At 68.9% G+C, this 24,565-nt stretch carries 22 protein-coding genes; 12 read left to right on the top strand and 10 right to left on the bottom strand.

The annotated features are described in order from the left end of the window. Nucleotides 1-145: 145 nt before the first annotated feature. Nucleotides 146-2,098 carry a hypothetical protein gene (locus EV647_RS43035; protein ID WP_238177250.1) on the top strand — a complete coding sequence of 651 codons (1,953 nt, stop codon included), beginning with the start codon at nt 146-148 and terminating at the stop codon, nt 2,096-2,098. Nucleotides 2,099-2,408: 310 nt separating this feature from the next. Then, a complete protein-coding gene (locus EV647_RS17315; RefSeq protein ID WP_134003901.1) occupies nt 2,409-2,663 on the top strand; it encodes a hypothetical protein in 255 nt (84 codons plus the stop codon). Here EV647_RS17315 and EV647_RS17310 read toward each other — a convergent pair. Beyond that, nucleotides 2,642-3,592 (bottom strand): GlxA family transcriptional regulator, encoded by a 951-nt coding sequence (locus EV647_RS17310; protein WP_134003898.1) that lies wholly within the window; start codon nt 3,590-3,592, stop codon nt 2,642-2,644. The two genes, EV647_RS17315 and EV647_RS17310, sit on opposite strands and share 22 nt — an antisense overlap. Before the next feature lie 82 nt (nt 3,593-3,674). On the opposite strand from EV647_RS17310, the gene EV647_RS17305 reads away from it, so the two are divergent. Both EV647_RS17305 and EV647_RS17300 read left to right on the top strand, forming a co-directional pair. Then, the gene (locus EV647_RS17305) at nt 3,675-4,436 is read left to right on the top strand and encodes an MBL fold metallo-hydrolase (RefSeq protein WP_134003896.1); all 762 of its coding nucleotides are present in this window, start codon (nt 3,675-3,677) and stop codon (nt 4,434-4,436) included. A 111-nt stretch (nt 4,437-4,547) separates the two neighbouring features. After that, a complete protein-coding gene (locus tag EV647_RS17300; RefSeq protein WP_134003894.1) occupies nt 4,548-5,018 on the top strand; it encodes a lamin tail domain-containing protein in 471 nt (156 codons plus the stop codon). 9 nt (nt 5,019-5,027) lie between these two features. Here the strand turns inward: EV647_RS17300 and EV647_RS17295 are convergent, their stop codons facing one another. Then, nucleotides 5,028-5,885, bottom strand: a complete 858-nt coding sequence (locus EV647_RS17295; protein WP_134003892.1) for an MOSC domain-containing protein — start codon at nt 5,883-5,885, stop codon at nt 5,028-5,030. 56 nt (nt 5,886-5,941) lie between these two features. On the opposite strand from EV647_RS17295, the gene EV647_RS17290 reads away from it, so the two are divergent. Next, nucleotides 5,942-6,511, top strand: a complete 570-nt coding sequence (locus tag EV647_RS17290; protein WP_166680358.1) for a helix-turn-helix transcriptional regulator — start codon at nt 5,942-5,944, stop codon at nt 6,509-6,511. On the opposite strand, the gene EV647_RS17285 is transcribed toward EV647_RS17290, so the two are convergent. After that, nucleotides 6,474-7,256 carry a spermidine synthase gene (locus EV647_RS17285; RefSeq protein WP_238177249.1) on the bottom strand — a complete coding sequence of 261 codons (783 nt, stop codon included), beginning with the start codon at nt 7,254-7,256 and terminating at the stop codon, nt 6,474-6,476. The two genes, EV647_RS17290 and EV647_RS17285, sit on opposite strands and share 38 nt — an antisense overlap. 192 nt (nt 7,257-7,448) lie before the next feature. Between EV647_RS17285 and EV647_RS17280 the strand changes: the two genes are divergently transcribed. Further along, the gene (locus EV647_RS17280; RefSeq protein WP_134003886.1) at nt 7,449-8,441 is read left to right on the top strand and encodes a malate dehydrogenase; all 993 of its coding nucleotides are present in this window, start codon (nt 7,449-7,451) and stop codon (nt 8,439-8,441) included. 55 nt (nt 8,442-8,496) lie between these two features. On the opposite strand, the gene EV647_RS17275 is transcribed toward EV647_RS17280, so the two are convergent. The 3 genes from EV647_RS17275 to EV647_RS17265 form a co-directional block, all read right to left on the bottom strand. Then, nucleotides 8,497-11,709 (bottom strand): S8 family serine peptidase, encoded by a 3,213-nt coding sequence (locus tag EV647_RS17275; protein WP_134003884.1) that lies wholly within the window; start codon nt 11,707-11,709, stop codon nt 8,497-8,499. Nucleotides 11,710-11,806: 97 nt separating this feature from the next. Beyond that, entirely contained in the window at nt 11,807-15,076 is a 3,270-nt protein-coding gene (locus EV647_RS17270) for a S8 family peptidase (protein ID WP_134003882.1), read from the bottom strand. Between the two features lie 169 nt (nt 15,077-15,245). Next, a complete protein-coding gene (locus EV647_RS17265) occupies nt 15,246-15,956 on the bottom strand; it encodes a transporter substrate-binding domain-containing protein (RefSeq protein ID WP_134003880.1) in 711 nt (236 codons plus the stop codon). 95 nt (nt 15,957-16,051) lie between these two features. Between EV647_RS17265 and EV647_RS17260 the strand changes: the two genes are divergently transcribed. Together EV647_RS17260 and EV647_RS17255 are read left to right on the top strand one after the other, a co-directional pair. Further along, nucleotides 16,052-17,314, top strand: a complete 1,263-nt coding sequence (locus EV647_RS17260) for a glycoside hydrolase family 18 protein (RefSeq protein WP_134003878.1) — start codon at nt 16,052-16,054, stop codon at nt 17,312-17,314. Continuing rightward, nucleotides 17,315-17,956: a phosphotransferase gene (locus EV647_RS17255; protein WP_134003876.1), complete on the top strand. Its 642-nt coding sequence runs from the start codon at nt 17,315-17,317 to the stop codon at nt 17,954-17,956. Here EV647_RS17255 and EV647_RS17250 read toward each other — a convergent pair. Further along, nucleotides 17,944-18,879 (bottom strand): helix-turn-helix domain-containing protein, encoded by a 936-nt coding sequence (locus EV647_RS17250; RefSeq protein ID WP_134003874.1) that lies wholly within the window; start codon nt 18,877-18,879, stop codon nt 17,944-17,946. The two genes, EV647_RS17255 and EV647_RS17250, sit on opposite strands and share 13 nt — an antisense overlap. Before the next feature lie 72 nt (nt 18,880-18,951). Here EV647_RS17250 and EV647_RS17245 point away from each other — a divergent pair, with 72 nt between their 5' ends. Further along, nucleotides 18,952-19,263, top strand: a complete 312-nt coding sequence (locus EV647_RS17245; RefSeq protein ID WP_131344540.1) for a cupin domain-containing protein — start codon at nt 18,952-18,954, stop codon at nt 19,261-19,263. Nucleotides 19,264-19,291: 28 nt separating this feature from the next. On the opposite strand, the gene EV647_RS17240 is transcribed toward EV647_RS17245, so the two are convergent. Continuing rightward, complete coding sequence (locus EV647_RS17240) at nt 19,292-20,272, bottom strand: pirin family protein (protein WP_134003872.1); 981 nt, start codon at nt 20,270-20,272, stop codon at nt 19,292-19,294. Nucleotides 20,273-20,587: 315 nt separating this feature from the next. Here EV647_RS17240 and EV647_RS17235 point away from each other — a divergent pair, with 315 nt between their 5' ends. Genes EV647_RS17235 through EV647_RS17225 form a run of 3 tightly spaced genes read left to right on the top strand, consistent with a single transcriptional unit; the run spans nt 20,588 to nt 22,273 of the window. Beyond that, a complete protein-coding gene (locus EV647_RS17235) occupies nt 20,588-21,445 on the top strand; it encodes a bifunctional methylenetetrahydrofolate dehydrogenase/methenyltetrahydrofolate cyclohydrolase (protein WP_134003870.1) in 858 nt (285 codons plus the stop codon). A gap of 46 nt (nt 21,446-21,491) precedes the next feature. Further along, on the top strand, nt 21,492-21,761 hold the full coding sequence (locus EV647_RS17230) for a DUF3017 domain-containing protein (protein ID WP_134003868.1): 270 nt from the start codon (nt 21,492-21,494) through the stop codon (nt 21,759-21,761). A gap of 44 nt (nt 21,762-21,805) precedes the next feature. Then, nucleotides 21,806-22,273, top strand: a complete 468-nt coding sequence (locus EV647_RS17225; protein WP_134003866.1) for a GNAT family N-acetyltransferase — start codon at nt 21,806-21,808, stop codon at nt 22,271-22,273. Between the two features lie 92 nt (nt 22,274-22,365). Here EV647_RS17225 and purH read toward each other — a convergent pair whose 3' ends face one another. Both purH and purN read right to left on the bottom strand, forming a co-directional pair. After that, nucleotides 22,366-23,925, bottom strand: a complete 1,560-nt coding sequence (purH, locus tag EV647_RS17220) for a bifunctional phosphoribosylaminoimidazolecarboxamide formyltransferase/IMP cyclohydrolase (RefSeq protein ID WP_134003864.1) — start codon at nt 23,923-23,925, stop codon at nt 22,366-22,368. Beyond that, nucleotides 23,922-24,560 carry a phosphoribosylglycinamide formyltransferase gene (gene purN, locus EV647_RS17215; RefSeq protein ID WP_134003862.1) on the bottom strand — a complete coding sequence of 213 codons (639 nt, stop codon included), beginning with the start codon at nt 24,558-24,560 and terminating at the stop codon, nt 23,922-23,924. Before purN ends, purH begins: the two co-directional genes overlap by 4 nt. Nucleotides 24,561-24,565 lie beyond the last annotated feature (5 nt).

The raw sequence follows: 24,565 nt of genomic DNA, 5'->3' as shown, positions 1-24,565 counted from the left end.
GGCGGGGAATCGCCAGACAGGACCTCAATCGATCCTTGTCATGGTGCCGGGCGGTCCTGGGGGGCTCCGGTGAGACGACGTGTGAGGCGTCTCGATCTGACGAGGCACGTCGTGGGGGCGCGACTTCGAAGGGAACAACGAAATAATGTCCGAGTCCGGCAACGGCCGGTACAAACCACGCAGGAAAGCGACGCGAGCGGCCTCCCGTTCGTCGCGGTCCGGCAATCGGCCCACTCCGCCCGCGGAAACCACCCCGCCCGCACCACCCGAACCGCCGCGCTACGCGCCGCGGACCAGCGACGAGTCACCGTTCTGGGCGAGCGCGCCGAAGGGCGCCACGTCCAGCGAGTCCCCGTTCTGGGCCGGCGGCAACCAGTCACGTCCGGCCACGCCGCAGTACGCCCCGCGCGGTGCGCTGCCCAGCTACACCGCACCCGACACCAGCTCCGGTCTGCCTACTCGGCCGTCTGAGGAGCCGGGTCTCGGAAGCCGGCGGCCTGCTGGTGGTACGCCGTCGTGGGTCGACCAGTCAATCGCAGGCAGCGACCCCGAACCACCCACGCGGGCACGCCGTGCGGCCGCCCGCACGGAGACCCCGGCCCCGGCGCCGGCACCGCTCGGCGAAACCGCCGGCACCTGGTCCTCCCGCCGAGCCGCCGACGACTGGGCCTCCCTAGGCACCGCCTCGGGACGTGCAGCTGACGCAGGTACAACCCGCTCAGCCGCAGACGACCTGTCCGCAGCGGCCACCCGCCGCCCAACCACCCGCCCCGAGGCAGCCGCAACCACATTCGGCCCCGCAGCCGCAGGCACCGGCGCACCCGCAACCGCGTCCGGCGCCGGCGAATCCGGCGTGGACGCGCCCCGCGCGAGCACGTCTGGCGTCGGCGAGAGCGCCTTCGGCACCGCAGCCGCAGGTACCGGCGCAGCCGCGGGCGCGTTCGGCGTTCGCGAGAGCACGTCCGGCGTAGCCGCGGGCGCGTTCGGCGTCGGGGAATCCGGCGTGGACGCGGCCCGCGCGAGCACGTCTGGCGTTGGCGCGAGAGAGTTCGGCGCGGATCGTGTGGACGGCGGCGTGGCTGGTGCAGGTGTGGGCGCGGCGGCGTACGCGGGTGCTGGGTCTGAGGTCGGTGGGACCGACTCGGGGAACGAGCATGTTGCTGCCGCTGGTGCCTCGGGCGGCGGGCGTGGGGCCTCTGGGCCGGGGAGGCCTGGTGGTTCTGGGCCTGGCGGTTCTGGGCCGGGACGGCGGACTGCGGCACGGTCGGCGGCGGCTGGGCGGTCGGCTCGTGGCCGCCGTACGGTGATTGCCATTGCTTCTGTCCTGCTGGTGATCACGCCGATCTCGTGGATCCTGCTGCACCAGCCGCAGAACGACGAGGCGGACGCATCCATCCCGATCGTCACCCGCACCGACGACACCTACATCACGCCCACCACCAAGGCAGCCGTCGCAACCCCCTCGGCCCGAGTCACCGTCCCGCCAACGGCGACCCCCACGGCCACCCCCACCAGCACCCCGTCGGAAACCCCCTCGACAACTCCGTCGAGCAGTCCGACGAGCACCCCGACCGACTCCCCCACCACCAAGTCCTCCAAGACCCCCACCACCGCACCGACGTCGGCCCCGACAACGCAGCCCACCACCGCCCCAACCTCCCCGGGCCGCACAGTCCCCACCCCCACCCCGACCCAGACCACCACCACGACCCCGCCACCACCGGTCGACGGCGGCATGAACGCCGACGAGCAGCAACTCTTCGACCTGATCGACAACGCCCGCGTGAACAACGGCTGCGCCCGCCTGAAGGAAGACCCGAGCCTCACCAACAGTGCCGAGGCGACCGCGGGCAGCCGCGCCAAGACCGGCAGCGGTATGGACGATCCCGACGGGTCCCAAGTGGGTGCAGGCGGCGACAAGATGACCGCGCAGCAGGCCTACGACAGGCTGATGTCGAGCGCCCGAAGCACGGTTCTGAACTGCAACCTGACGACGCTCGGCGTCGGCCTCGGCTCCGCGAAGCGGTGCACGTTCCCGGTCTTGATCGGGTGCCTCAGCTACACGGACCGCAAGGCCTGGGTGGCGAACTTCTCGTAGGTGTGGAGCTGCCTCAGGCGTAACCCCCTCGCGCGGTCTTACGAGCCGCTGCGAGTGGGTTCTGCGGCTGTCGTGTCCCAGGTGTGGGTCGTGACCAGCCGCTCCGGGATCGTGCGATAGGCAGTGGTGCGTGGGGACTTGGTATTGCCTGTTCCCGGTCACCAGTGCCTGTCTCCAGTCCCCGCCGTCGGGCGGCGGGCGGTGGGATCGTCCACGGGTCGAGCCGGTGGAGTGGATATGTCTGCGTGGCGGTTCAGCGAGTGGGATCATGGGGGTGAGGACCCTGGTCCACCGGCCTGCGGGAGGTTGGATGTACGAGCGGGATGATGTGGATCGGGCGGAGCCGGCGCATTTCGGGATTCATCCGGAGGCGTTCGCCGAGGAGCGGCCGGATCCGCGGCCCGAGGAGGCCAAGCGGATGGGGTTGAGCCGCCATACCGAGGAAGGCGCCGTGCTGTACTTCGCGTCGTCACTCGACCGTGGCAAGCCCGCGCACCGGATGATGGCCTGGATCCTGCTGATCACGTTCGCCGCGCCGGTGATCTACATCCTGCTCGTGCTGTAGAACTCCTGCCGATGCCGCTGCGGCGTCGTACCCAGCAACCCGTGGAAGTGGTGTCGCAGCGCGTCGCTGCTCCCGAACCCGCTCTCCGCCGCCACCCGCTCGACCGACAGGTCTGTTGTCTCCAGCAACAACCGTGCTCGGTCCAGCCGCTGCTGCAACAACCATGCCTGTCCCGAGCTCCCGGTCCGCGCCCGGAACTGCCGGGTGAACGTACGACGTGACATCGCCACCGCTCCCGCCCACTCGTCGAGGGACACCGGCTGGTCGAGCCGTGCCCGCGCCCACACCATCGCCTTCTCGATCACGTCGTCGGCGGGGTCCGGCGGCACCGGCACCGGGATGTACTGCGCCTGCGACCCGCTTCGATGTGGCGCCACCACGATGTCCCGGGCAACCTTCTCCGCCATCTCGACCCCATGGTGCGTGCGCACCAGGTGCAGGCAGCAGTCCAGTGAGGCCGCCGTACCGGCCGATGTGACGACGTCCCCCTGATCCGACCACAGCACGTCGGCGCGCACCTTCAGGTCCGGATACCGCGACCGCAGCTCGTCGGCGAAGCGCCAATGCGTCACCACCTCGCGCCCGTCGGCGAGCCCGCTCTCCGCCACGAGGAACGCCCCGAGGCACAGCCCTACCACCATCGCTCCCCGCGCGTGTGCCCGCCGGATCGCGTCCAGCAGTACGTCGGACGCGACCAGACCGGGCTCCCAGCTCGGCAGCACCACGACATCGGCCCGGTCCATCACCTCGAGACCGTGATCCACCGTGATGCCGAACCCGGCGCTGGTGGCGAACGATCCCGGCTCCTCCGCACAGACGAGTACGTCGTACCGCGCCGGCAGCCCGCGACGTTCGCCGAGCACCAGGCACGGCACGGACAGATGGAACGGGCTCATCCCGGGATACGCGAGGACCGCGACAGTACGCATGGGGACAGTATGGCCCGATCTTCAGGAACGATGACTCGCGGGCCAATGGTGAGACGGATCGCCAGGCCGGACGATCGTGGTCATGAAGATCACGCACATCGGCGGCCCGACCGCCGTTCTGGACCTCGGTGGCCTCACGTTCCTGATCGACCCGGCGTTCGACGAGCCCCGCGACTACCAGCTCCCGGGCCGGGTGATGACCAAGCTGACCGGCCCGGCGATCCCGGCCGCGGAGCTCGGCCCGATCGACGTGGCCCTGGTCTCGCACGACGAGCACAAGGACAACCTCGACGACGCCGGCCGCGCGCTGCTCCCGTCCATCCCGACCGTCGTCTCGACCCCCGGTGCGGCCGTCCGCATCCCCGGCGTCCGCGGGCTGAAGAACTGGGAGTCGATCGATCTGCCCCGGCCGGACGGCGGCGTGATCACGGTGACCGGCGTACCGGCGCTGCACGGCCCGGAAGGCGCGGAGGAGGTCCTCGGCGTGGTCACGGGATTCGTCCTGCAGGGCGACGGACTCCCGACCGTCTACGTCTCCGGCGACAACGCCTCGCTCGGTCTCGTGAAGGAGATCGCCGACCGGTTCGCGCCGATCGACGTCGCGGTCCTGTTCGCGGGCGCCGCGCGCACCGCGCTCCTGGACGGCGCCAACCTCACCCTGACCTCGGCGGACGCGGTCGAGGCGGCCCGCCTGCTCGACGCGGCGACGATCGTCCCGGTCCACACCGAAGGCTGGGCGCACTTCAGCGAGGGCCCGGAGCAGTTCATCGCTGCGTTCCGTGACGCCGGGCTGGAGGACCGCGTCGCGCTACTCGAGCACGGCGTCGCGACGAGCCTTGATTGAGGGCTTGACGAGCACGGAGCGTGACGGATAGCGTGCGTCCGCCGGGGGGAACCGGCAGCTTGCACTCATCGGGCCGGGGGGAATTCGGCCCACTGCCTAGGGGGACATTCCTTGTTCGTACGACGCTTTCGCGCGCTCTTTTCCGCCGCCACAGCCGCCCTGGTGCTGGCCGGTACGGCGGCTCTCGCACCACTGCCGGCCGATGCGGCGATCACTGTCGTCCTGAGCGGCATCCAGTACGACCCGCCGGGCGCGGACGACCGTACCAACGCCCAACTGAACAACGAGTTCTTCACCGTCCGCAACATCAGCTCGCGGCCGATCAACCTGTCCGGCTTCCGCGTCCTGGACGCCGCCAACCACCTGTTCGTGTTCCCGCGCGGCTACGTGCTCCCAGGCCGGTCGACCGTCATCGTCCGCACCGGCAAGAACCGGAACCGCGCACTCACGCTGTACTGGAACCAGAGCTGGTACATCTGGAACAACACCGGCGACACCGCCCGCTTCCAGACCCCGGCCGGCAAGACCTTCGACACCTGCACCTACACGGCAGTCACCGGCCGCTACCGCGTCGGCTGCTGACAGCAACTGCTAGCGGCGGTCCGGCCCGGGGTCGGTGCCGTCCGGGATCCATTCCTGGACAGTGATCTCGTCCCCCACCCGGATGTTGCCAGGGGCAAGTACTGCGCCCTTGACGCCGAAGCTCACCCCGCCGCCGTAGGCGGGTTCCCGCCGGTACGTCGCCAGCGTCCGGGTCGGCTCCGGCCCGGACTTGGCGCCGGTGGCCTGATCCACGGTCGGCACCGCGCACCGGATCCCGCGCGCGGAGTACCCGATCTCCACCGCGCCGGCGGTCATCCGCAGCACCTTGTCCTCGGTGTGCGGCTCGGGCCACCCGGAAACGACGAGGTTCGGCCGGAAACGGTTCATCGGAATCGCGTTTCCGCCGTGTTCCACGATGCGCGCGTTCAGACCGTCGAGTGACGCCTGCGACGTGATCATCAAGGCGTGCGCGTCGCCGAATCCGGTCAGCCCGCGATGCGCGCCCCATCCGGGCCGCTCGTGCTCGGGCGTCACGCGAACCAGAGCTGCCGGCGCACCGAGGCGCGCGGTGAACCACTCGTCCGCGGCTGGGTCCTGCACGATGCCCTGCCCGAACCATTTCTCGAACAGGCTGACGTCACGCCGCTTCCCGTCGTACCGGATCTCGATCTCGAGGTCCGGGGCGCCGGGCGCCGAGAGCCGGAGCGCGTCGCCGGCGAGTTCGGCGCGCAGCGTGGCCATCGCGGGCAGCTTGCGCTGACTGAGGAACGACCCGTCCGGCTGGACCAGCATGAACAACCGGTCGTGCAGCAGACCGGTCGGTCCGGCCTCGGCGGATTCGACGGAGATCCCGGCAAGGCCCTTCACCGGGTAGTAGGCCAGGGCGGCAACCTTTGCAACGGACACAGGACCAGCCTAACCGGCCTTGATCTGTTGAAACATGTTGAGTTATGTTTGAACACGTGGAGGACGTCGCTGCTTTCGCTGCCGCCTTGGACCGGGTACGTCGTCAGGCGGGTCTGAGCTATCGCCAATTGGCGGACCGCGCGCACTACTCGCATCCGCATTTGATCCGCGCGACGAGCGGCAAGCACCTCCCGACCTGGGATGTGGCCGCCGCCTATCTCACCGGCTGCGGAGTTCCGATGGATCTGCTGCCGGTCTGGCGCCGACGTTGGCAGCAGGCGAGCCGCGACCCGCGCGACATCGTCGGCCTGCTGGGGAACGCGCAGAACCTCGAAGACCTGGGCACAGCGGTCGCGGCACTCACCCGACCACGATCGTTGCGAGCGCTCGAGCAGCAGAGCGGGATCCCGCGAGCAACGATCCAGGCGTGGCTCCAGGGCACCAGGCTCCCGGGCCGGGACCGCCTCGACCACCTCGTCCGCTCGGTCGGCGCAACCCCTGCCGAGCGCACCGCGGTCGCCAACGCCGTAGACCGCCTCGCCACCGGACGAGACCGGGTCGGCCGCTCGCCGGTCAGCTCTGCGCGGGTCAGGTCCGGAAGACTGAGGCCGGCGCCCGCGGCGTGACGAAGCCTTCCGCATCGGTCAGTGGCGCCGCTTTCCCGGCAAGCTCCTGCAAAGGCATCACGTCGTACGGCGGTTGCGCCCGCCGTCCCGCATCCGTCAGGTCGGGAACGGGCTGCGGCGACGCCACCATGATGACGTTCCCGAATCCCTTGCCCCGCAGGATCTTCCGCTCCGCGAGCACGACGCCCGCGCCAACCACGTCCCGTACCGTCGCCGCCGTACGCCGGATGAACGGCAGCCCGGCCTTCCCGTCGATCAGGTTCGCGACAAGCACGCCCGTCGGCCGCAGCACCCGAGCGCACTCCGCGAAGAACTCCGCCGTCACCAGATTCGCCGGCACCGACTCGTGGTCGAAGGCATCCAGGATCACCAGATCCATCGAGTCGTCGTACAACTCGGTGATTCCCGCCCGCCCGGTGACCGGGCGCACCTTGATCCCGGAACGCTTCGGCAACGGCAACGTCTCGCGAACGAACTCGGTCAGATCCTCGTCCGGTTCGAGCACGATCTGACGTGACCGAGGCCGCGTCACAGCGACGTACCGCGGCAAACTCAGCGCGGCCCCGCCGACATGCGCCACCGCAACCGGCTGCCGCCGCGGCGCGACCGCATCAACGACGTCACCGATCCGCCGCATGTACTCGAACGACAGGTTCCCCGGATCCGCCAGATCCACCTGCGACTGCGGCGACCCGTCGACCCGCAACACAAACGTCCCATCCGCCTGTGCCTCAACAGAAGCCATCCCCGACCCAGTCCGCCGCTCCACGCGCACATGCTCCCATCTTTGAGAACCCACCAACCGTTTGGCCGCGGGCAAAACGGTTGGTGGGTTCTCAAAGTTGATGTGAGCAAGTCGGCGGTGCCCCAGCGTTGGGCTGCGACACCTGGCTTGCTAGCGTCCGAAGCACACAATCGGATGAGCTAGGAGCATGTCGTGAGCACTACACCGGTGAAGGTGGCCGTTACCGGGGCCGCAGGGAATATCGGTTACAGCCTGCTGTTCCGGATCGCGAGCGGCGCGCTGCTCGGGCCGGACACGCCGGTGGAGCTGCGGCTGCTGGAGATCACCCCGGCGCTGAAGGCGCTCGAGGGGGTCGTGATGGAGCTCGAGGACTCCGCCTTCCCGACACTCGCCGGTATCGAGATCGGCGACGACCCGAACGTCGTGTTCGACGGGGTCAACGTCGCGCTGCTGGTGGGCGCGCGGCCGCGGACCAAGGGGATGGAGCGCGGCGACCTGCTGGAGGCGAACGGCGCGATCTTCACCGTCCAGGGCAAGGCGCTGAACGACCACGCCGCCGACGACATCCGGATCACCGTCACCGGCAACCCGGCGAACACCAACGCGCTGATCGCGAAGAGCAACGCGCCGGACATCCCGGCCGAGCGGTTCTCGGCGCTGACCCGGCTGGACCACAACCGGGCGCTGGCGCAGCTGGCGAAGAAGACCGGCACGCACGTCACCGACCTGAAGAAGCTGACGATCTGGGGCAATCACTCCGCGACGCAGTACCCGGACATCTTCCACGCCGAGGTGGCCGGCAAGAACGCGGCCGAGGTCGTCAACGACCAGGCCTGGGTGGAGAACGAGTTCCTGCCGACCGTGCAGAAGCGCGGCGCCGCGATCATCGAGGCCCGCGGCGCGTCGTCGGCGGCTTCCGCGGCGGCAGCCACCATCGACCACACCCGCGACTGGCTGAAGGGCTCGGCCGAGGGTGACTGGCTGTCGATGGCGGTCGTCTCCGACGGTTCGTACGACGTACCGGAGGGCCTGATCTCGTCGTTCCCGGTGACCACCAAGGACGGCAACTGGGAGATCGTCCAGGGCCTGGAGATCAACGAGTTCTCCCGCGGCAAGATCGACGCGTCGACCGCCGAGCTCGGCGAGGAGCGCGATGCCGTGAAGGACCTCGGCCTGATCGGCTGACAACACGTCACAGAACGGCCCCCGGGATGGCGTCCCGGGGGCCGTTCTGCTGTTCTCACCGCAGGCTGTAGGCGGCGATCACGGTTTGCGTCGTGCTGTTCCCGGCCGCGTCCGTCGCGGTCGCGCGCAGCGAGACCGTCTTGCCGGCCGGCGTCGGGAAGACCGCCTTGCCGCCGGCAACCGGCGCCTGACGCCAGGTCGCTCCGGCGTCACCGGAGTACTCGATCTTCACCTTCGCCACCGCACCGCCCTTGACCTCGTACGGCAGGACGGTGACCGGCTTGCGTTCCATCGTGTTGTTCCCGTTCAGCTCCGGCCGGAACGCGACGGTGTGGATCGGAACGCTCGGCTGATCTGCCGACGACGTGAACGTCGCCTCCAGATCGACCCGCGTCGAGAACGGCCACAGCGCCTGTGTGCCGGTCGTGACCAGCTTGTACGACGCCTTGCCGGCGGGCAGGTCCGCGACGCCGATGCTGCCGAACCGCGTCGAGGACCCGATCTCGGTCCCGTCGCGGTACAGCTTCGTGCTCGCCGGCGTCATGGAGATGAACCCGGCGTGCCCGTCCGCGTCGGTGAGGCTGTACAGCGAGATGTTCAGCTCGCTCCCCGACCGAGTCGCGGCGTACACCGACGGCACGAACGTGGCCGCGTTCCACCGTTCGGTGTAGTACCGGCCGGCCTTGTACAGCACCGGCTTCCCCTCCAGGCGCCATTTCGGGAGCGGGAAGTCCCCGCCGTCCGTGTCCTCCTCGGTCACTCCGGACCAGCCGTACTGCGTGTCGTCGAGGTAGTACCGGATCGTCCGCGGCACGTCGAGGCGGATAACGCGAGCCCAGCCACCACCGCCGTCGGGCATCACCGGCATCAGCATCTTGAACACCCGTGGATCCGCGGTCGCGTTGACCGTGCTGTCCACGGTCGCGAGGTCGGACTGCTTCACCTGCCGGTCGAACCCGGTGGGGAACTCGCCCGGGAAGTAGTTCGCGATCCCGTACAGGTACGGCGTGTTCGTGAACAATCCGTCGGCACCCGGCACACCCCACTGGGACGTGACGTGCCCGGTCAGCTCGGCCGCGGACAGCTTCGGCCCGGCGCTGTACGTGTACATCTTCCCGGACAGGAAACCGCCCGCGGAGTACATGTACGTGCCGTCCTTGATCTTCCGGTCGAAGCCGATGTCCGAGTTCGCCTGCTTCGCGTCGGCCTTCGGCACCGATGTCGTGATCGGTTTCGCCTTCCGCGCATCCAGGACGACCGTCTGGTCCGAGGTGAGCTTCACGCTGGGCGCGGTCAGCGAGAAGAAGATCCAGTCTTCCGGTCCACGCTCGAATTCCTGGAACTGACTGAGCAGATACTCGCCCTGTGGCAGGCTGAGCGTCACCGTCCCGTTCTCGTCCGGCGAGTACATGTCGTATGCGTCGTTGTCGACGCCGACGAGCGACAGCGGGTAGTCCGGGTCCGGTGCACCGTCGGGCCGGACCAGCTTGACGGTCAGGTTGTACGTCGGACCTTCCTTGTCCACACCCACCGGTACGACGACCGTCTGGCCGCCCCCGGTGGCCGTGATCCGGCCGCTGTACAGCCCGTCCGCACCACCGAGTGCGGTGTCCGACGTCGCCTGCACTGACGCCGTACCACCGGCCGGGACGGCCACCGAGTCGGTGCTCAGCTTCAGCGCACCAGACGGAGCCGCCGCACCGTCGGGCCCGTTCAGCTCCGACGTCAGCGACAGCGTGACGGCCGCGTCGCCCAGGTTCCGGAACGTCACGTCGCGCGTGACCGGCTGGTCGTCGGAGTGCGGGTACGCCGCCTTCCCGAACGACACGCTGCCGGGCTCACTCACCACGGTCTGCTTGATCGCGGTCGTCAGGTCGATCCGTCCGGCGCCCTGCTGGAACGACGTCTGGCCGGCCGCGACCTTCGCCGAACCCATCAACGCCGCCTTCACCTCGGCCGGCGTCCAGGTCGGATGCTCCTGCAGCAGGATCGCGGCAGCGCCGGCGGTGTGCGGCGTCGCCATCGACGTACCGGAGAGCCGCAGGTACTTGTCGCCGACCGGTTCGCCGATCGAGGAGTCCTTCGACTTCGCCGCCACGATGTCCGTGCCCGGCGCGGTCACGTCCGGCTTCAGCGCGCTGTCCCCGACCCGCGGCCCGCGACTCGACGTCACGTTGAGCTGGTCCTGCTTGGTCACGTTGCCGACCGTCAGCGCCGCGTCTGCGCTGCCGGGCGAGCTGATCGTCCCGTCACCCGGACCTTCGTTGCCAGCGGCAATCACGAACAACGTGCCGGACTGCGCCGTCAGCCGGTTCACGGCCTCCTCGATCGGATCGAGCTCGGGCGTGTCCCGGCCGCCGATGCTGAGGTTGACGATCTTCGCCTTGACGTCGTTCGCGGCCCACTCCATACCGGCGAGGATCGCGGACTCCTCGCAACCCCAGACCTCGCAGATCTTGCCGTCGTAGATGCGCGCGTCCGGCGCCACGCCCTTGTAGCGCCCGTCCGACGCGGCACCGGTGCCGGCGATCGTCGACGCGACGTGCGTACCGTGGCCGACCAAGTCGTCCGCCGGCTCCGTGGTGAAGTTCTTCTCCCCCGCGATCTGCGTCGCGAGATCCGGATGGGTCGCGTCGACGCCGGAGTCGAGCACCGCGACCGATACGCCCTTGCCGGTGTACCCGGCCTGCCACGCGACCGGTCCACCGATCTGCGGCACCGACTGGTCCAGCAGCAGCTTCCGCTTGCCGTCCAGCCACAGCTTGCTGAACCCGGCCGAGCTCATGAACGCCTTGGCATTGCTCTTGCTGACCTTCATCGCCGCGCCGCTGATCGACGGCAACTGCCGCGTGACCCGCGTTCCGGCCGGTACGGCGCGCTTCGCGGTGCCGGCGTACGTCGTCAGCACCGGGATGGTGCTCGTCGACGCGTCGTCGTACCCGCCCTTGACCAGCTCGGCGACATCGAACAGCCGGCGGTCGATCCGGCCGTCCCCGACTGCTTGATAGACGTCGGCCGGGATCACGTAGGCGTGGTCCCGGACCCGGTAGGTGTTGAAGCCGACGTGCTCCCGTCCGGCCGCGGGCTGGACCGTCGTCTTGGTCACGTCGCCGCCGGCCAGAACCACTCGGTCGCCGGTAATCAGCGTGACGCTGACGTCCTTGCCGCCGGCCGCCCGGGCGGATGGCTGAGCGGACGGTGCCGCAGCGGCGGGCGTCATCAGCCCGACGGCAAGGCCCGCGACCGCCAGGACGGCGATCGCGGGCATTCCTCTGCGCGTAGATCTCGAACTCACTGCCTCACCCCAAAAGTCGGTTGTCTGCGCAACTGCTAGAACGCGGCAACCGGTCTCCGGGGTTGCGTCGTCAGCGCATCGCGTACGACCCGATGACGGTCAGGTCCGTGACGTTGCCGGCGCCGTCGACGAGGTGCGACCGCAGCGAGACGCTCTTTCCGGCCGGCGTCTGGAAGATCGTCTTGTACCGGCCGTGACCGATCGGCGCGACCGCGGCGTTCTTCCAGGTCTTACCGCCGTCACCGGACACCTGGACCGTCAGCTTCCGGATCACCGGCAACTGCTGCCCAGCCTGCGCGTCCACCACGACGGGCAGGACAGTGACCGGCTTGCGCTCGGCCACGTTGTGATCGTCCACCGTGGGCTGGTAGCGGATGCCCAGTAGCGGCAGCCTGGTCTCCTCGGACGTGGCCGCCGAGCTGAACGTCCACCGCAGATCGGTCCGGGTGGCGAACGGGCTCTTCGACTGCGTCTGCGTCGACACCAGCGTGTACGTCGTCTTCGCCGCAGGCAGCTCGGACGCCTCGACGTACCCGAAGAACGGCGACTCGGCCACGACCTTCCCCTCCTGCATCAGCTTGCTGGACTCCGAGTCGGTGGCGATGAATCCACCGTTCCCGTCCGCGTCACCGAGGCCGTAGGCCGACACGAACAGGCCGTTCCCTTGCCGGACCGCCTTGTCCGGCGCGATCGTGAACGCCGCCGCGTTGAACCGTTCGCGGTACGACTTGCCGGCCCGGTACTCCTTCGACGGCGACATGAGCCGGCTGATCGTCTCCGGGAACGGGTTCTCCGGATCCGTGCTCGGGATGATCTCGTCGACCTCGGTCTGCCAGGTGGCCGGCTTGCCGTCGACGTACGCCGTCGTGGTCAGCGGCGCCTTGCCGTACATCAGTCCGACCGCCCAGCCGCCACTCATCCCCGGCCCGCTGCCGAACACGATCCGCTCGTGCTCCCGGTCGCTGGTGGCGTTGACGGTCTGCTGGAGCGTGGCCTGATCCTTCGCCTTGACGTTCCGGATGAACCCGGTCGGGAACACGCCCGGGAACGTGTTTAGCTGTCCGACGAAGTACGGCGAGTTGCTGAACGACCCGTTGGCGTCCGGCTTCGCCCACTGCGACGTGACATGGCCGGTGAACTGCTCCTGCGGCAACACCTCGGATCCCACCTGCGCGGTGGAGATCGCGCCGAATCCGAAGGACAAGTTGGCGTAGCTCAGTGCGTACTTGCCGTCCGCGGATGTCCGGTCGAATCCGATGTCGGCGAGCGCGGCCTCCGCGCCGGCCTGCGGCACGGTCACCTTCACCGGCTTCGTCGTCCGCGCGTCGAACACCACCGTGGTGTCCTCGGTGAGCCTGATCGACGGCTGTACGAGCCCGTAGCTGACCAGATCGCCGTCCGGCTGCTCGACGTACTGGCTGTTCTGCACCAGGTACTCGCCCTTCAGCAACCGCAGTTTGAGCGTGTCGGTGCCGTCGCCGAGGAACTGGAACAGGTTCCGGTCCACCGCGGACAGGACGCCATCGAACGGGGCCGGCTTTCCGTCCGCACCGATCGCCTTCAGGGTGAGGTTGTAGCTCTCCTTCTCCTTGTCCACGCCGATCGCCGACGTGACGCTGACATCGCCCGCGGTCGCGGTGAGGCGGCCGGAGTACGTGCCGTCCGGGCCGTCGTGCTTGGTGTTCGAGGTCGCCTGGACGGTGGCGGTGCCGCCCGCCGGGACGGTGACCGTGGTCGCACTCAGCTTGAGCGCGCCCGCCGGAGCGGGGCTGCCGTCCGGGCCGTTCAACGACGCGGCCAGGTTGAGCGTGACGGGCCGGTCGCCGAGGTTGCGGTACGTCACGGTCCTGGTGACCGGGGCGTCGTCGCCGTGCGGCCAGACCGCCGTGCCGAACGAGACGTTGCCGGGCTCGGCGATCACGGTCTGCTTGATGCCCTTGGCAACATCCACCCGGCCGGCGCCCTGCTCGAACGCGGTCTGGTCCGCGGCCGGCTTGGCCGAACCCATCAGCGCGCCCTTGAGCTCGGCCGCCTTCCAGTTCGGGTGTTCCTGCGCGAGGATCGCGGCCGACCCGACCACGTGCGGCGTCGCCATCGACGTACCGTCGAGACGCAGGTAGTCCGCGCCGACCGGCTCGCCGATGATCGAGTCCTTCGCCTTCGCGGCGACGATCGACACCCCCGGCGCGCTGATGTCCGGCTTCACGGCGCCGTCGCCGACGCGCGGACCACGGCTGGAGAAGTCGGCCAACTGGTTCTGCTTGTCGACCGCGCCGACCGTGAGCGCGGCGTCCGCACTACCCGGCGAGCCGATGGTCTGCTCCCCCGGGCCTTCGTTGCCGGCGGCAATCACGAACAGCGTGCCGGTCTGTGCGGTCAGCCGGTTCACGGCCTCCTCGAGCGGGTCGATGCCCGGAGTGTCGGTGCCGCCGAGGCTCAGGTTGACGACCTTGGCCTTGATTTCGGTCGCAGCCCACTCCATCCCGGCCAGGATCGCGGAGTCCGGGCAGCTGCCGAAGTCGTCACAGACCTTGCCGTCGTACAGTCTCGCGTCCGGAGCCACGCCCTTGTACTTGCCGCTCGACGCGGCCGCCGTACCGGCGATCGTCGAGGCGACGTGCGTACCGTGGCCGAAGTGGTCGCCGTCGGGAGAGTCGGTGAAGTTCTTGCCGCCCACCACCTGGGTCGCGAGGTCGGGATGCGCCTTGTCGATCCCGGTGTCGAGGACCGCGACCGGGATGCCCTTGCCGGCGTAGCCCGCCTGCCAGGCGGTCGGTGCGCCGATCTGCGGCACCGACTGGTCCAGCGTGACCTTGCGCTTGCCGTCGAGCCAGATCTTGTCGATGCCGGCCCCGTCCAGGACCTTCGAGTCCTTGGTGACCTTCAGCGCGGCGCCGTTGATGACGGGCAGCTGTCGCGAGACGGTCGCTCCCGGTATGGCGGCTCGCTTCTGGGCCTTGCCGCTGTACGTGACGATCAGCGGCAGCGTGTCGTCGTACCCGTCCTTGATCAGGCCGGTCACGTCGAACAGGCGGCTGTCGAGCTTCCCGCCTGCCAGGCGCGCGCTGACGTCGGACGGTACGACGTACAGGTGGTCCTTCAGCCGGTACGAGTTGAACGCGACGTCGGTCCGGCCGGTGCCGGGCCGGATGATGGCGCGGGCGGGGTCGCCGCCGCGCAGGGTGACCCGGTCGCCGGTGATCAGCGTGACGCTCTGATCCTTGGCGGCCGGATGGGCTTGGGGGCCGGCTGTTGCTTGGCCCGGGGTAACGAGCCCGAAGGCAGCGATCAAAGCGACGGCGGCAACGCCGATGCGCCTCGATCGTGGTGTGGATACCACGATGAGTCCCTCCCGATCGGTTGTCCTCACAGCGGGCCGCACCAGACCACTCACGGAGCGGAGTCATACGGCCACTCACCGATAGATGTCCGGACCCTATCGAATGGTTGCCAGAACCACCTGCCACGGCAGGTTGTTGCCTCGTCACTGTCCGTAAAGGCCTCCGAGCTCAGGCAGGCGGGGCCACCATGGCGTCGGCCTGCCCGGAGGCGGCCAGGGACGCGGCGATGAAGCCCGAGGACTTCAGGTCCTCGATCAGGTCGTGCAGGTAGGCGACCGTGTCGGGGTGCTTCGACTTTGCGGTGCCGACGGCCTGTTGGATCTGCATGAACCGCTCGTCGATCAGGCGGAGGTCCGGGTTCTCGGCGACGTACCGGGCGATCGGCTGCCGGATGCCGGCCGCGACCTCGAGCCCCTCGTCACGGAACACGTCGACGCCCTCCGCCCCGCGGACCACCGTTGCCTGCTGCAACGTCCTGGTCAGGTAGAGGTCGTACGCCGACCCCTGCTTCACCCCGATCCGCACACCTGGCGCATCCACCTCGGCAACGGCGGTCAGCCCGGAATCGCGCGGTACGGCGTACACGCCCTCGATCACGACGTACGGCGCCGTGAACGCGACCTCGGCCGCCCGCGCCGGGTCGATCGCGAGAAAACAGAGATCCGCCTGCCCGGTCGTCATCGCCTCGAACGACTTCCGCGCCGCATCGAAACACACCAGCTCCAACGGCAACTCGAGCCGCTTGGCCAACTCCCGCGCGATGTCGACCGTCACCCCACCCGGCGCCTCCGCGGTCCCCTGCGCCAGCACCGGATTCCCAAGATTGATCGAGGCCCGCAGAACCCCGTCCGGCGCAAGATCCCCAGCAACAGTCGTCATACAGCGACCCTAGTCGGATCCAGTTTTTGCAGAGACATTGCGTAAGTAGGCCGGCGGTCCTACTGTGTGCGCAGGAACCGTCCGATGGGGGTGTCATGAGGCGTCGGAGTGTGGGGCTGCTGATGGCGGCTGCGCTGGTCGTGCCAACGACTGCCGCCGTACCTGCTGAAGCGCACGGCAGCACCAAACGAGTGGTGGGGTACTACACCAACTGGAGCGGGTACGGCCGGAACTTCCTGGTCAGCGATCTGGTGAAGAACGGGTCGGCCGCCCGGTTGACCCAGATCAACTACGCGTTCGGCTTCGTCGACGCCCAGGGGAACTGCCTCAGCAGCGACCCGTGGGCCGACTACCAGCGACCGTTCACCGCCGAGCAGAGCGTCAACGGCAAGGCCGACGAGCCCGGACAGGTGCTCAACGGCAACCTCAATCAGCTCAAGCAACTGAAGCAGAAGTACCCGAAGCTCCGGATCAGCATCTCGCTCGGCGGCTGGACCGGCTCGGCGCACTTCTCCGACGCTGCGCTCACGCCGGCGTCGCGGGCCGCGCACGTGAAGTCTTGCCTGGACCTGTGGCTGAAGGGCAACCTGCCCGGTCTTCCGGCCGGTGCCGCGAAGGGCATCTTCACCGGCGTCGACCTGGACTGGGAATGGCCAGCCAGTGAAGGCAATCCGGGCAACGTGATCCGGCCGGAGGACAAGCAGAACTTCACCGCGCTGGTGCACGAGTACCGCAAGCAACTCGACAGGTTGCCGGGCAGGCACGACTTGACTGCGTTCCTGCCTGCGAACCCGGCGATGATCGACCGCGGCTTCGAGGTCCGGCAACTCTTCAAGGACCTGACGTTCGGTACGACGCAGGGGTACGACTACCACGGTCCGTGGGAGACGCTCACCAACCAGCAGTCCGCGATCGACGGACCGGCCGGCGATCCGACGACACCGGAGTTCAGCTCGCAGGTGACGATCGACGCCTACCTGGCCCGTGGCGCGCCGCGGAGCAAGCTGGTGATGGGCGTGCCGTTCTACTCGCACGGCTGGACCGGTGTGACTGATGCGAACCACGGCCTCTTCCAGCCGTCGACCGGTCCGGCGCCCTCGACGTTCGACGCCGGCACCGAGGACTACCGCTATCTGAAAGCCCAGTTGGCGAACTACACGGTCTACCGGGACAACCGCGCCGGTTTCGCGTGGCTGTTCGACGGTACGACGTTCTGGACCTGGGACGACCCGGTCGAGATGAAGCGCAAGGCGCAGTACATCTCGCACCGCGAGCTGGGCGGCGCGATGATCTGGTCGCTCGACGGTGACACCCAAAACGGGGAGCTGATCTCGGCGCTGCACCGTAACCTTCGTTGAGTGGATCTGAATCTTCTGCAGGATCGGTTCGGCGCTGACCGCGCCGAACCGATCTCGGTGGGTTGCTCCGACGCGACCGTGGTCCGGCTCGACCGCGGCCCGGAACGCCTGTACTACAAGGCGGGTCAAGGAGTCGGTGTCGAAGCCGAGCGTTTGGCGTGGCTCTCCGGCACCGGATTTCCGTGTCCGCGCATCGTTGACCAGGGCAACAACTGGCTGTTGACCACGGAGCTGCCCGGCCGCGACGCGTCCCAACCGTGGCCGGCGCGCGACCGTCCCGCCGTACTCGCGGCGATCGCGTCAGGTCTGCGGGCCCTCGACGAGCTGACGGACTGCCCGTTCGCCTCGCCGTTCCCGGGTGCCGGGACCGCCGTGACCCACGGGGACTACGCGGCGCCGAACGTCTTCATCGACCCGACGACGCTGCGATTCGCCGGCGTTCTCGATCTCAGCCGACTCGGCGCCGGCGACCGGTACGTCGATCTCGCATTGATGTTCAAGAGCCTGCGCGGCACCCTCAACCCGCAGTACGGCGGACCGCCCGCGGCGCGACGCTTCGTCGAGCTGTACGGCGGGGATCCGGAGGACCCGCGCATCGAGCACTACATCACGCTCGACGACACCGGTGACTACTTGCCCTGATACGCGCGGCGGTAGGCGCTCGGGGTCGTGTGGAGTGCGGCGCGAAATCTCCTGCGCAGATTGGTCGCGGACGAGAGGCCGACCCGGGTGGCGATCGCGTCGACGGAAAGGTCCGTTTCCTCCAGCAGAACACGTGTTCTGGCGATCCGCTGAGCCAGCAACCACTGCCCCGGCGCAGCACCCAGCTGCTGCTCGAAGCGCCGTGCGAGTGTCCGCGGCGAGACATTCGCCCGCCGAGCGAGGTCGTCGACGGTGATCGGCTTGTCCAGGCGTTCAACAGCCCAGTCCAGCAGGCCTCCCAACGACTCCTTTGGCACTGGCTCTTTTGGCACTGGCTCCGGCGAACGGTACTGCGTCTGACCACCCTCGCGATGCGGCGGCATCACCATCCGCCCGGCGACCCAGGCGGCGTACGACGCCCCGTGATCGCGGCGCACCAGGTGCAAACACAGATCGATCCCGGTCCCCGACCCGCCACTCGTCGCCACATCCCCGTGGTCGACGTACAGCACGTCCGGATCCACTTGGACCGCGGGGAATCGGCGCTGCAGTTCGTCGGCGTACCGCCAATGCGTCGCGGCCCGGCGCCCGTCGAGCAGGCCGGTCGCGGCGAGCAGGTAGGCACCTGAGCAGATGCTGACGAGCCGCGCTCCGCGTCGATGGGCACGCGTGAGCGCGCGGAGGACCGCCGGCGTCGGCTCGCGATTGATCGGCAGCCATCCGGGGACAACGATCGTGTCGGCGCGGTCGAGCGCGCGCAGACCGGACGTCACCACCATGTCGAAACCCTCAGTGGTACTGAGGTTTCCGGGGTGCTCGGTGCAGACACTGAACCGGTACGGCGGATCGCGGAAGACCGCCGCCGCACACCCGAGCTCGAAGCTGGCCTGCGGCGCGGTCACCAGAGCGACAACGCGATGCATGGCAGAAAAGTACCTGATCGGGACTTTCCTGACACTGGGGACGAGCCTGTGGATCGCGCGAGGATTTCAGGCATGGAGAACTACGAGTGGGCGTCGGTCGACGATGCACCGGTCCGCGAACTGTTTCCCGGCATCAGATTGCGGCCCCTGTGGTCCGGAGCGGTCGCCAAGGCGTTCGTGCTGCAGATGGATCCGGGATCGAGCTGGAAAGGCATCGACGTACACGATCCCGGGCCGGAGGAGGTGTTCGTCGTGGACGGGGTGTTCAACGACGGTGAACGCGACTACCCGGCCGGTTCGTTCATCCACGCCCCGGCCGGGTCGTCCCACGTTCCACAGTCCACCCAGGGCTGCACGCTGTTCTTGTTCTACCCCGAGGGTTAGTCGGTACTGCGGTTATTCGGTGCTGCGGTTAGTCGGTACTGCGCAGTTCGGTCGGGGCGCCGTGGACCGCGGGGATGCTGCCGAGCTTGCCGGCCTGGAAGTCTTCGAAGGCCTGGATGACCTCGGCGCGAGTGTTCATCACGAACGGACCGGCCATCGCGATCGGCTCGCGGATCGGGCGGCCGCCGATCACAAGTACGTCGAGGTTCGGCTCCGCCTGCGGCTGCGACGTACTCGCCGCCGTACGGATCGTGTCGCCGGGACCGAAGACGGCCAGCTGCCCCTTGCGGATCGGGCGCCGCTCGGAGCCGACCGTGCCCTGACCGGCCAGCACGTAGACGAGCGCGTTGTAGTCCGGCTGCCACGGGAGCACCATCTCCGCACCGGGACTGACCGTCGCGTGGACCAGCGTGATCGGAGTGTGGGTCGAACCGGGACCGTTGTGGCCGTCGACCGAGCCGGCGATCACGCGGATCAGCGAACCGCCGTCCGGCGTGGAGAGCAGCGCGGAGTCGCCGCCGCGGATGTCCTGGTAGCGCGGCGGCGCCCACTTGAGCGCCTTCGGCAGGTTCACCCAGAGCTGGATGCCGTGGAACAGGCCACCACTCACGACCAGGTGCTCCGGCGGCGTCTCGATGTGGAGCAGGCCGCTGCCCGCGGTCATCCACTGGGTGTCGCCGTTGGAGATCACGCCGCCACCGCCGTTGGAGTCCTGGTGCTCCATGATCCCGTCGAGCATGTACGTGACGGTCTCGAAGCCGCGGTGCGGGTGCCACGGCGTGCCCTTCGGCTCGCCCGGCGCGTACTCGACCTCGCCCATCTGGTCCATGTGGATGAACGGGTCCAGGTCACGGAGGTCGACACCCGCGAAGGCCCGCCGTACCGGAAAGCCCTCGCCCTCGTACCCGCTCGGCGCAGACGTCACCGACTTCACCGAACGCTCGTTCACCGGCTCCTGCGCGCTGATGCGGGGCAGAACGGTGATGTCACTGACGGTCACGGCGGGCATGATGTACTCCTCGCTGATTGGTAGTTCAAGAATAAACTATCTGCCCGAACCACGGCAAGAGCGCACGCATTCCCGGGTCAACGCGCCCTCCCAGCCCATCACAATTGCCCACCTCGACCGAGCGGCCCGCCTGGCCGCCCCGCCGAGCACCACTTGTGATGGCCTGGCGGTCCGGACCCCAGCCACTCACCAACCCGCTCCGGGCCGCCCCACTCCAGCCGGCGCCACGCCTGGGAGCGTCCGACGCAGCGCGGTTGGTGAGTGGTGGCGGTCCGGGTAGGGGTCCGGAGGCGGTGCGTGGCAGACTCTGGGGTCGTGACGGCGCAGATTCTGGATGGCAAGGCGACGGCGGCGGCGATCAAGGACGAGTTGAAGGTCCGGGTCGCGAAGCTCGCCGAGCAGGGCGTGGTGCCCGGGCTCGGCACGATCCTGGTGGGTGACGACCCGGGCAGCCGGGCGTACGTGGCGGGCAAGCACCGCGACTGCGCGGCGGTCGGGATCTCCTCGATCCAGGTCGAACTGCCGGACACCGCGACCCAGGACGAGATCGCCGCGAAGGTGCGGGAGCTCAACGACAACCCGGAATGCACCGGGTTCATCGTCCAGCTCCCGCTCCCCAAGCACGTCGACACGAACACGATCCTCGGCCTGATCGACCCCGCCAAGGATGCCGACGGCCTGCACCCGGTCAGCCTCGGCAAGCTCGTCCTCGGCCAGGACGGTCCGCTGCCGTGCACCCCGAAGGGCTGCGTGGAGATCCTCCGGCGCTACGACGTACCGATCGCCGGCGCGCACGTGGTCGTCGTCGGCCGCGGCGTGACCGCAGGACGCCCGATGGGGCTGCTGTTCACCAGGCGCAGCGAGAACGCGACCGTGACGCAGTGCCACACCGGCACGAAGGACCTCGCCGCCGTCGTGCGCACCGGCGACATCGTGATCGCCGCCGCGGGTTCGGCCGGCCTGATCACCGCCGACATGGTGAAGCCCGGTGCCGTCCTCCTCGACGTCGGCACCAGCCGGAACGCCGAGGGCAAGATCGTCGGCGACATCGAGGCCGCGGCCCGCGAGCAGGCCGCCTGGATCGCACCGATGCCCGGCGGTATCGGCCCGATGACCCGCGCGATGCTCCTCACCAACGTGGTGGAAGCCGCCGAATCGAGCCTCCCCCAGTGACCTCCGGCGGTACGGCGTACGCGGCCGAGCTGGGTGTGGCGTGCTGATGGCGGGTGAGGCCCAGCGCCGAAGCCAATGGCCCCTGGGGTTGACGCTGCTGGTCGCACTCACGGGCATGGTCGTGCTGTGGTTCTACGACTGGCGCAACGGCGTCTTCGTCTTCGCCGGCGCACTGGGCCTCGCCGGCCTCCTCCGAGCCACCCTCTCCGACACAGCCGCAGGCCTCCTCCACGTCCGCAGCCGCATGTTCGACACCACCTTCCTCCTCCTCACCGCCGCCGCCATAGCGGTACTCGCCATCATCGTCCCCAACTGACAACTCAGCTGCGGACGGCCCGCCGCATCGGGATAATCAGGCGGATGGTCACTGTTCGTCCTGCCGGCGCTGATGACGGTCCAGTGGTTGCGCGCATCTATGTCGCCTCGTGGAACGACGGATTCGGCGACCTGATGCCGACCGCTGTGCTGGACGACGGCCGGATCGCCCGCTGGTCGAAAACCCTTGCTGGCGGCAACTGGTGGGTTGCCGAGGTCGACGGCATCGTCGCGGGCTTCGTCGGGATCGGGCCGAGCCGAGATCCGATCGATCCCGACCTGGGCGAACTCGACACGATCGCCGTCGACTCACCGTACTGGCGTCAAGGCGTCGGCACCGCCCTCATGCACGAGGCTCTCGAGCACCTGGCAGCGCACTACGACGAAGCGATTGTGTGGACGCTGGCGAACTATCCCCACGGGCAGGAGTTCTACGCAAAGACAGGGTGGAGGCTGAGCGGATCGACGCGCGACGACGGCCGGCAGGTGTCGTACCGCCGCCGGTTCAGGTAGTCAGCGACGCGTGCCGTCCGGGCTGACCCCGAACAACTGCTGACCACCGAATGAACGTTCGCCCGGATCGAGGTCCGGGCGGACGTTTTGACTCAGTGGAAGAAGTGGCGGGTTCCGGTGAAGTACATGGTGATGCCGGCCTTGGTGGCGGCTTCGATGGCTGCTTCGTCGCGGATGGAGCCGCCGGGCTGGACTACCGCTTTGACGCCGCCTTCGATGAGGACCTCGAGGCCGTCGGGGAAGGGGAAGAAGGCGTCGGAGGCGGCGACCGAGCCGTTGGCACGGTCGCCGGCGCGAGAGACGGCCAGCCGGCAGGAGTCGACGCGGTTGACCTGGCCCATGCCGACGCCGACCGAGGCACCGTCGGCAGCGAGCAGGATCGCGTTGGACTTGACCGCACGGCACGCCTTCCACGCGAAGGCGAGATCGGCCAGCACCTCGTCCGAGGCGGCCTCGCCGGCGGCGAGGGTCCACGCGGACGGGTCGTCACCGGAAGCCTGGAAGCGGTCGCGGTGCTGCAGCAGCAGGCCGCCGCTGATTGCGCGCCACTCGACCGTCTCGTCCGCGGACACGGCCGGCGCCACGAGCAGCCGGATGTTCTTCTTCGCCTGCAGGATCTCGACCGCGCCGTCCTCGAACGCAGGCGCCACCAGCACCTCGGTGAAGATCTCCGCGACCTGCTTGGCGAGGTCCACCGAGACCGGGCGGTTCGTCGCGATCACACCGCCGTACGCCGACACCGGGTCGCACTCGTGTGCGCGCCGGTGGGCCTCCGCGATGTCCTTGCCGACGGCGATCCCGCACGGGTTGGCGTGCTTGATGATCGCGACCGCCGGCTCGCTGAAGTCATAGGCGGTACGCCGGGCTGCATCGGCGTCGACGTAGTTGTTGTACGACATCTCCTTGCCGTGCAGCTGCTCCGCTGCGGCCAGCCCGCCCTTGCCGTTCAGGTACAGCGCGGCCGGCTGGTGCGGGTTCTCGCCGTACCGCAGGACGGCGGACTTCTCCCACGAAGCGCCCACCCAGGCGGGGAAGCCGGACCCCTCGCTCGAGTCGGTGAGCACATTGCCCATCCAGGACGCGACCGCGATGTCGTAGTCCGCCGTGTGCACGAACGCCGCCGCCGCGAGCCTCTGCCGCTCCTCGAGCGAGAAGCCGCCCCCGTCGAGTGCCGCGTACAACTCCGCGTACTGCGCCGGCGACGTCACCACCGCGACGTTCGCGTGGTTCTTCGCCGCGCCACGCACCATCGACGGTCCGCCGATGTCGATCTGCTCGATGCACTCGTCGACCGACGCGCCGGAGGCGACCGTCTCGGTGAACGGGTACAGGTTGCTGACCAGCAGGTCGAACGGCTCGACCCGCATCTCCCGCAACTGCTCGACGTGCTCGTCCCGCCGTACGTCGGCCAGCAGCCCGGCGTGCACCATCGGGTGCAGGGTCTTGACCCGCCCGTCGAGGCACTCCGGGAACCCGGTCAGCTCCTCGACCTTGGTCACCGGAACCCCGGCCGCCGCGATCCGCGCCGCGGTGGAACCGGTCGATACCAGCTGGACACCGGCGGCGTGCAGCGCCGAAGCGAGCTCCTCCAGGCCGGTCTTGTCGTACACGCTGATCAGCGCGCGGCGAATCGGCCTGCGGTCGGTGCTCACTTCAGTCGAACCTTTCGTCCAGTGATGGTCCAGCCCTCCCGGACCAGGCGGCCGACCCACTCCACCAGCTGGCGGCGTTCGACGTCCTTGATCCGTTCGGTCAGGGCTTCTTCGGTGTCGTCGTCGAGTACGGGTACGACGACCTGCGCGATGATCGGCCCGGTGTCGACGCCGCCGTCCACGAAGAACAGCGTCGCCCCGGCGACCTTCACGCCGTACTCCAGTGCGTCCCGGGGCCCGTGGATCCCGGGGAACGCCGGCAGCAGTGCGTTGTGGGTGTTGATGTAGCGGTCGCCGAAGGACTCCAGGAAGTCCTCACCGACCAGCTTCAGGAAGCCCGCGGACACGACCAGATCAGGCTTGTACTGCGCGACGGACGCGGTCAGCGCACGATCCCAGTCGGCGCGTGCCGGGTACTCCTTCACCTTGTGCACGAAGGTCGGCACACCGGCGGCCTCGGCGCGCTCCAGGCCGGCGATCCCGTCCCGGTCGGCGCCGACGGCGACGACCTGAGCGCCGTACGCCGGGTCGGCGCAGGCGTCCAGCAATGCCTGCAGGTTCGACCCCGACCCCGACACGAGCACGACGAGGCGTGCCTGCCCTGAGTCGACCGCAGCGGCATCAGCAGAAGTCACGGCCG

It is taken from the genome of Kribbella sp. VKM Ac-2566 (genome assembly GCF_004366005.1).
GTDB lineage: Bacteria > Actinomycetota > Actinomycetes > Propionibacteriales > Kribbellaceae > Kribbella > Kribbella pratensis.
This window is presented reverse-complemented; position numbering and strand designations above follow the sequence as displayed.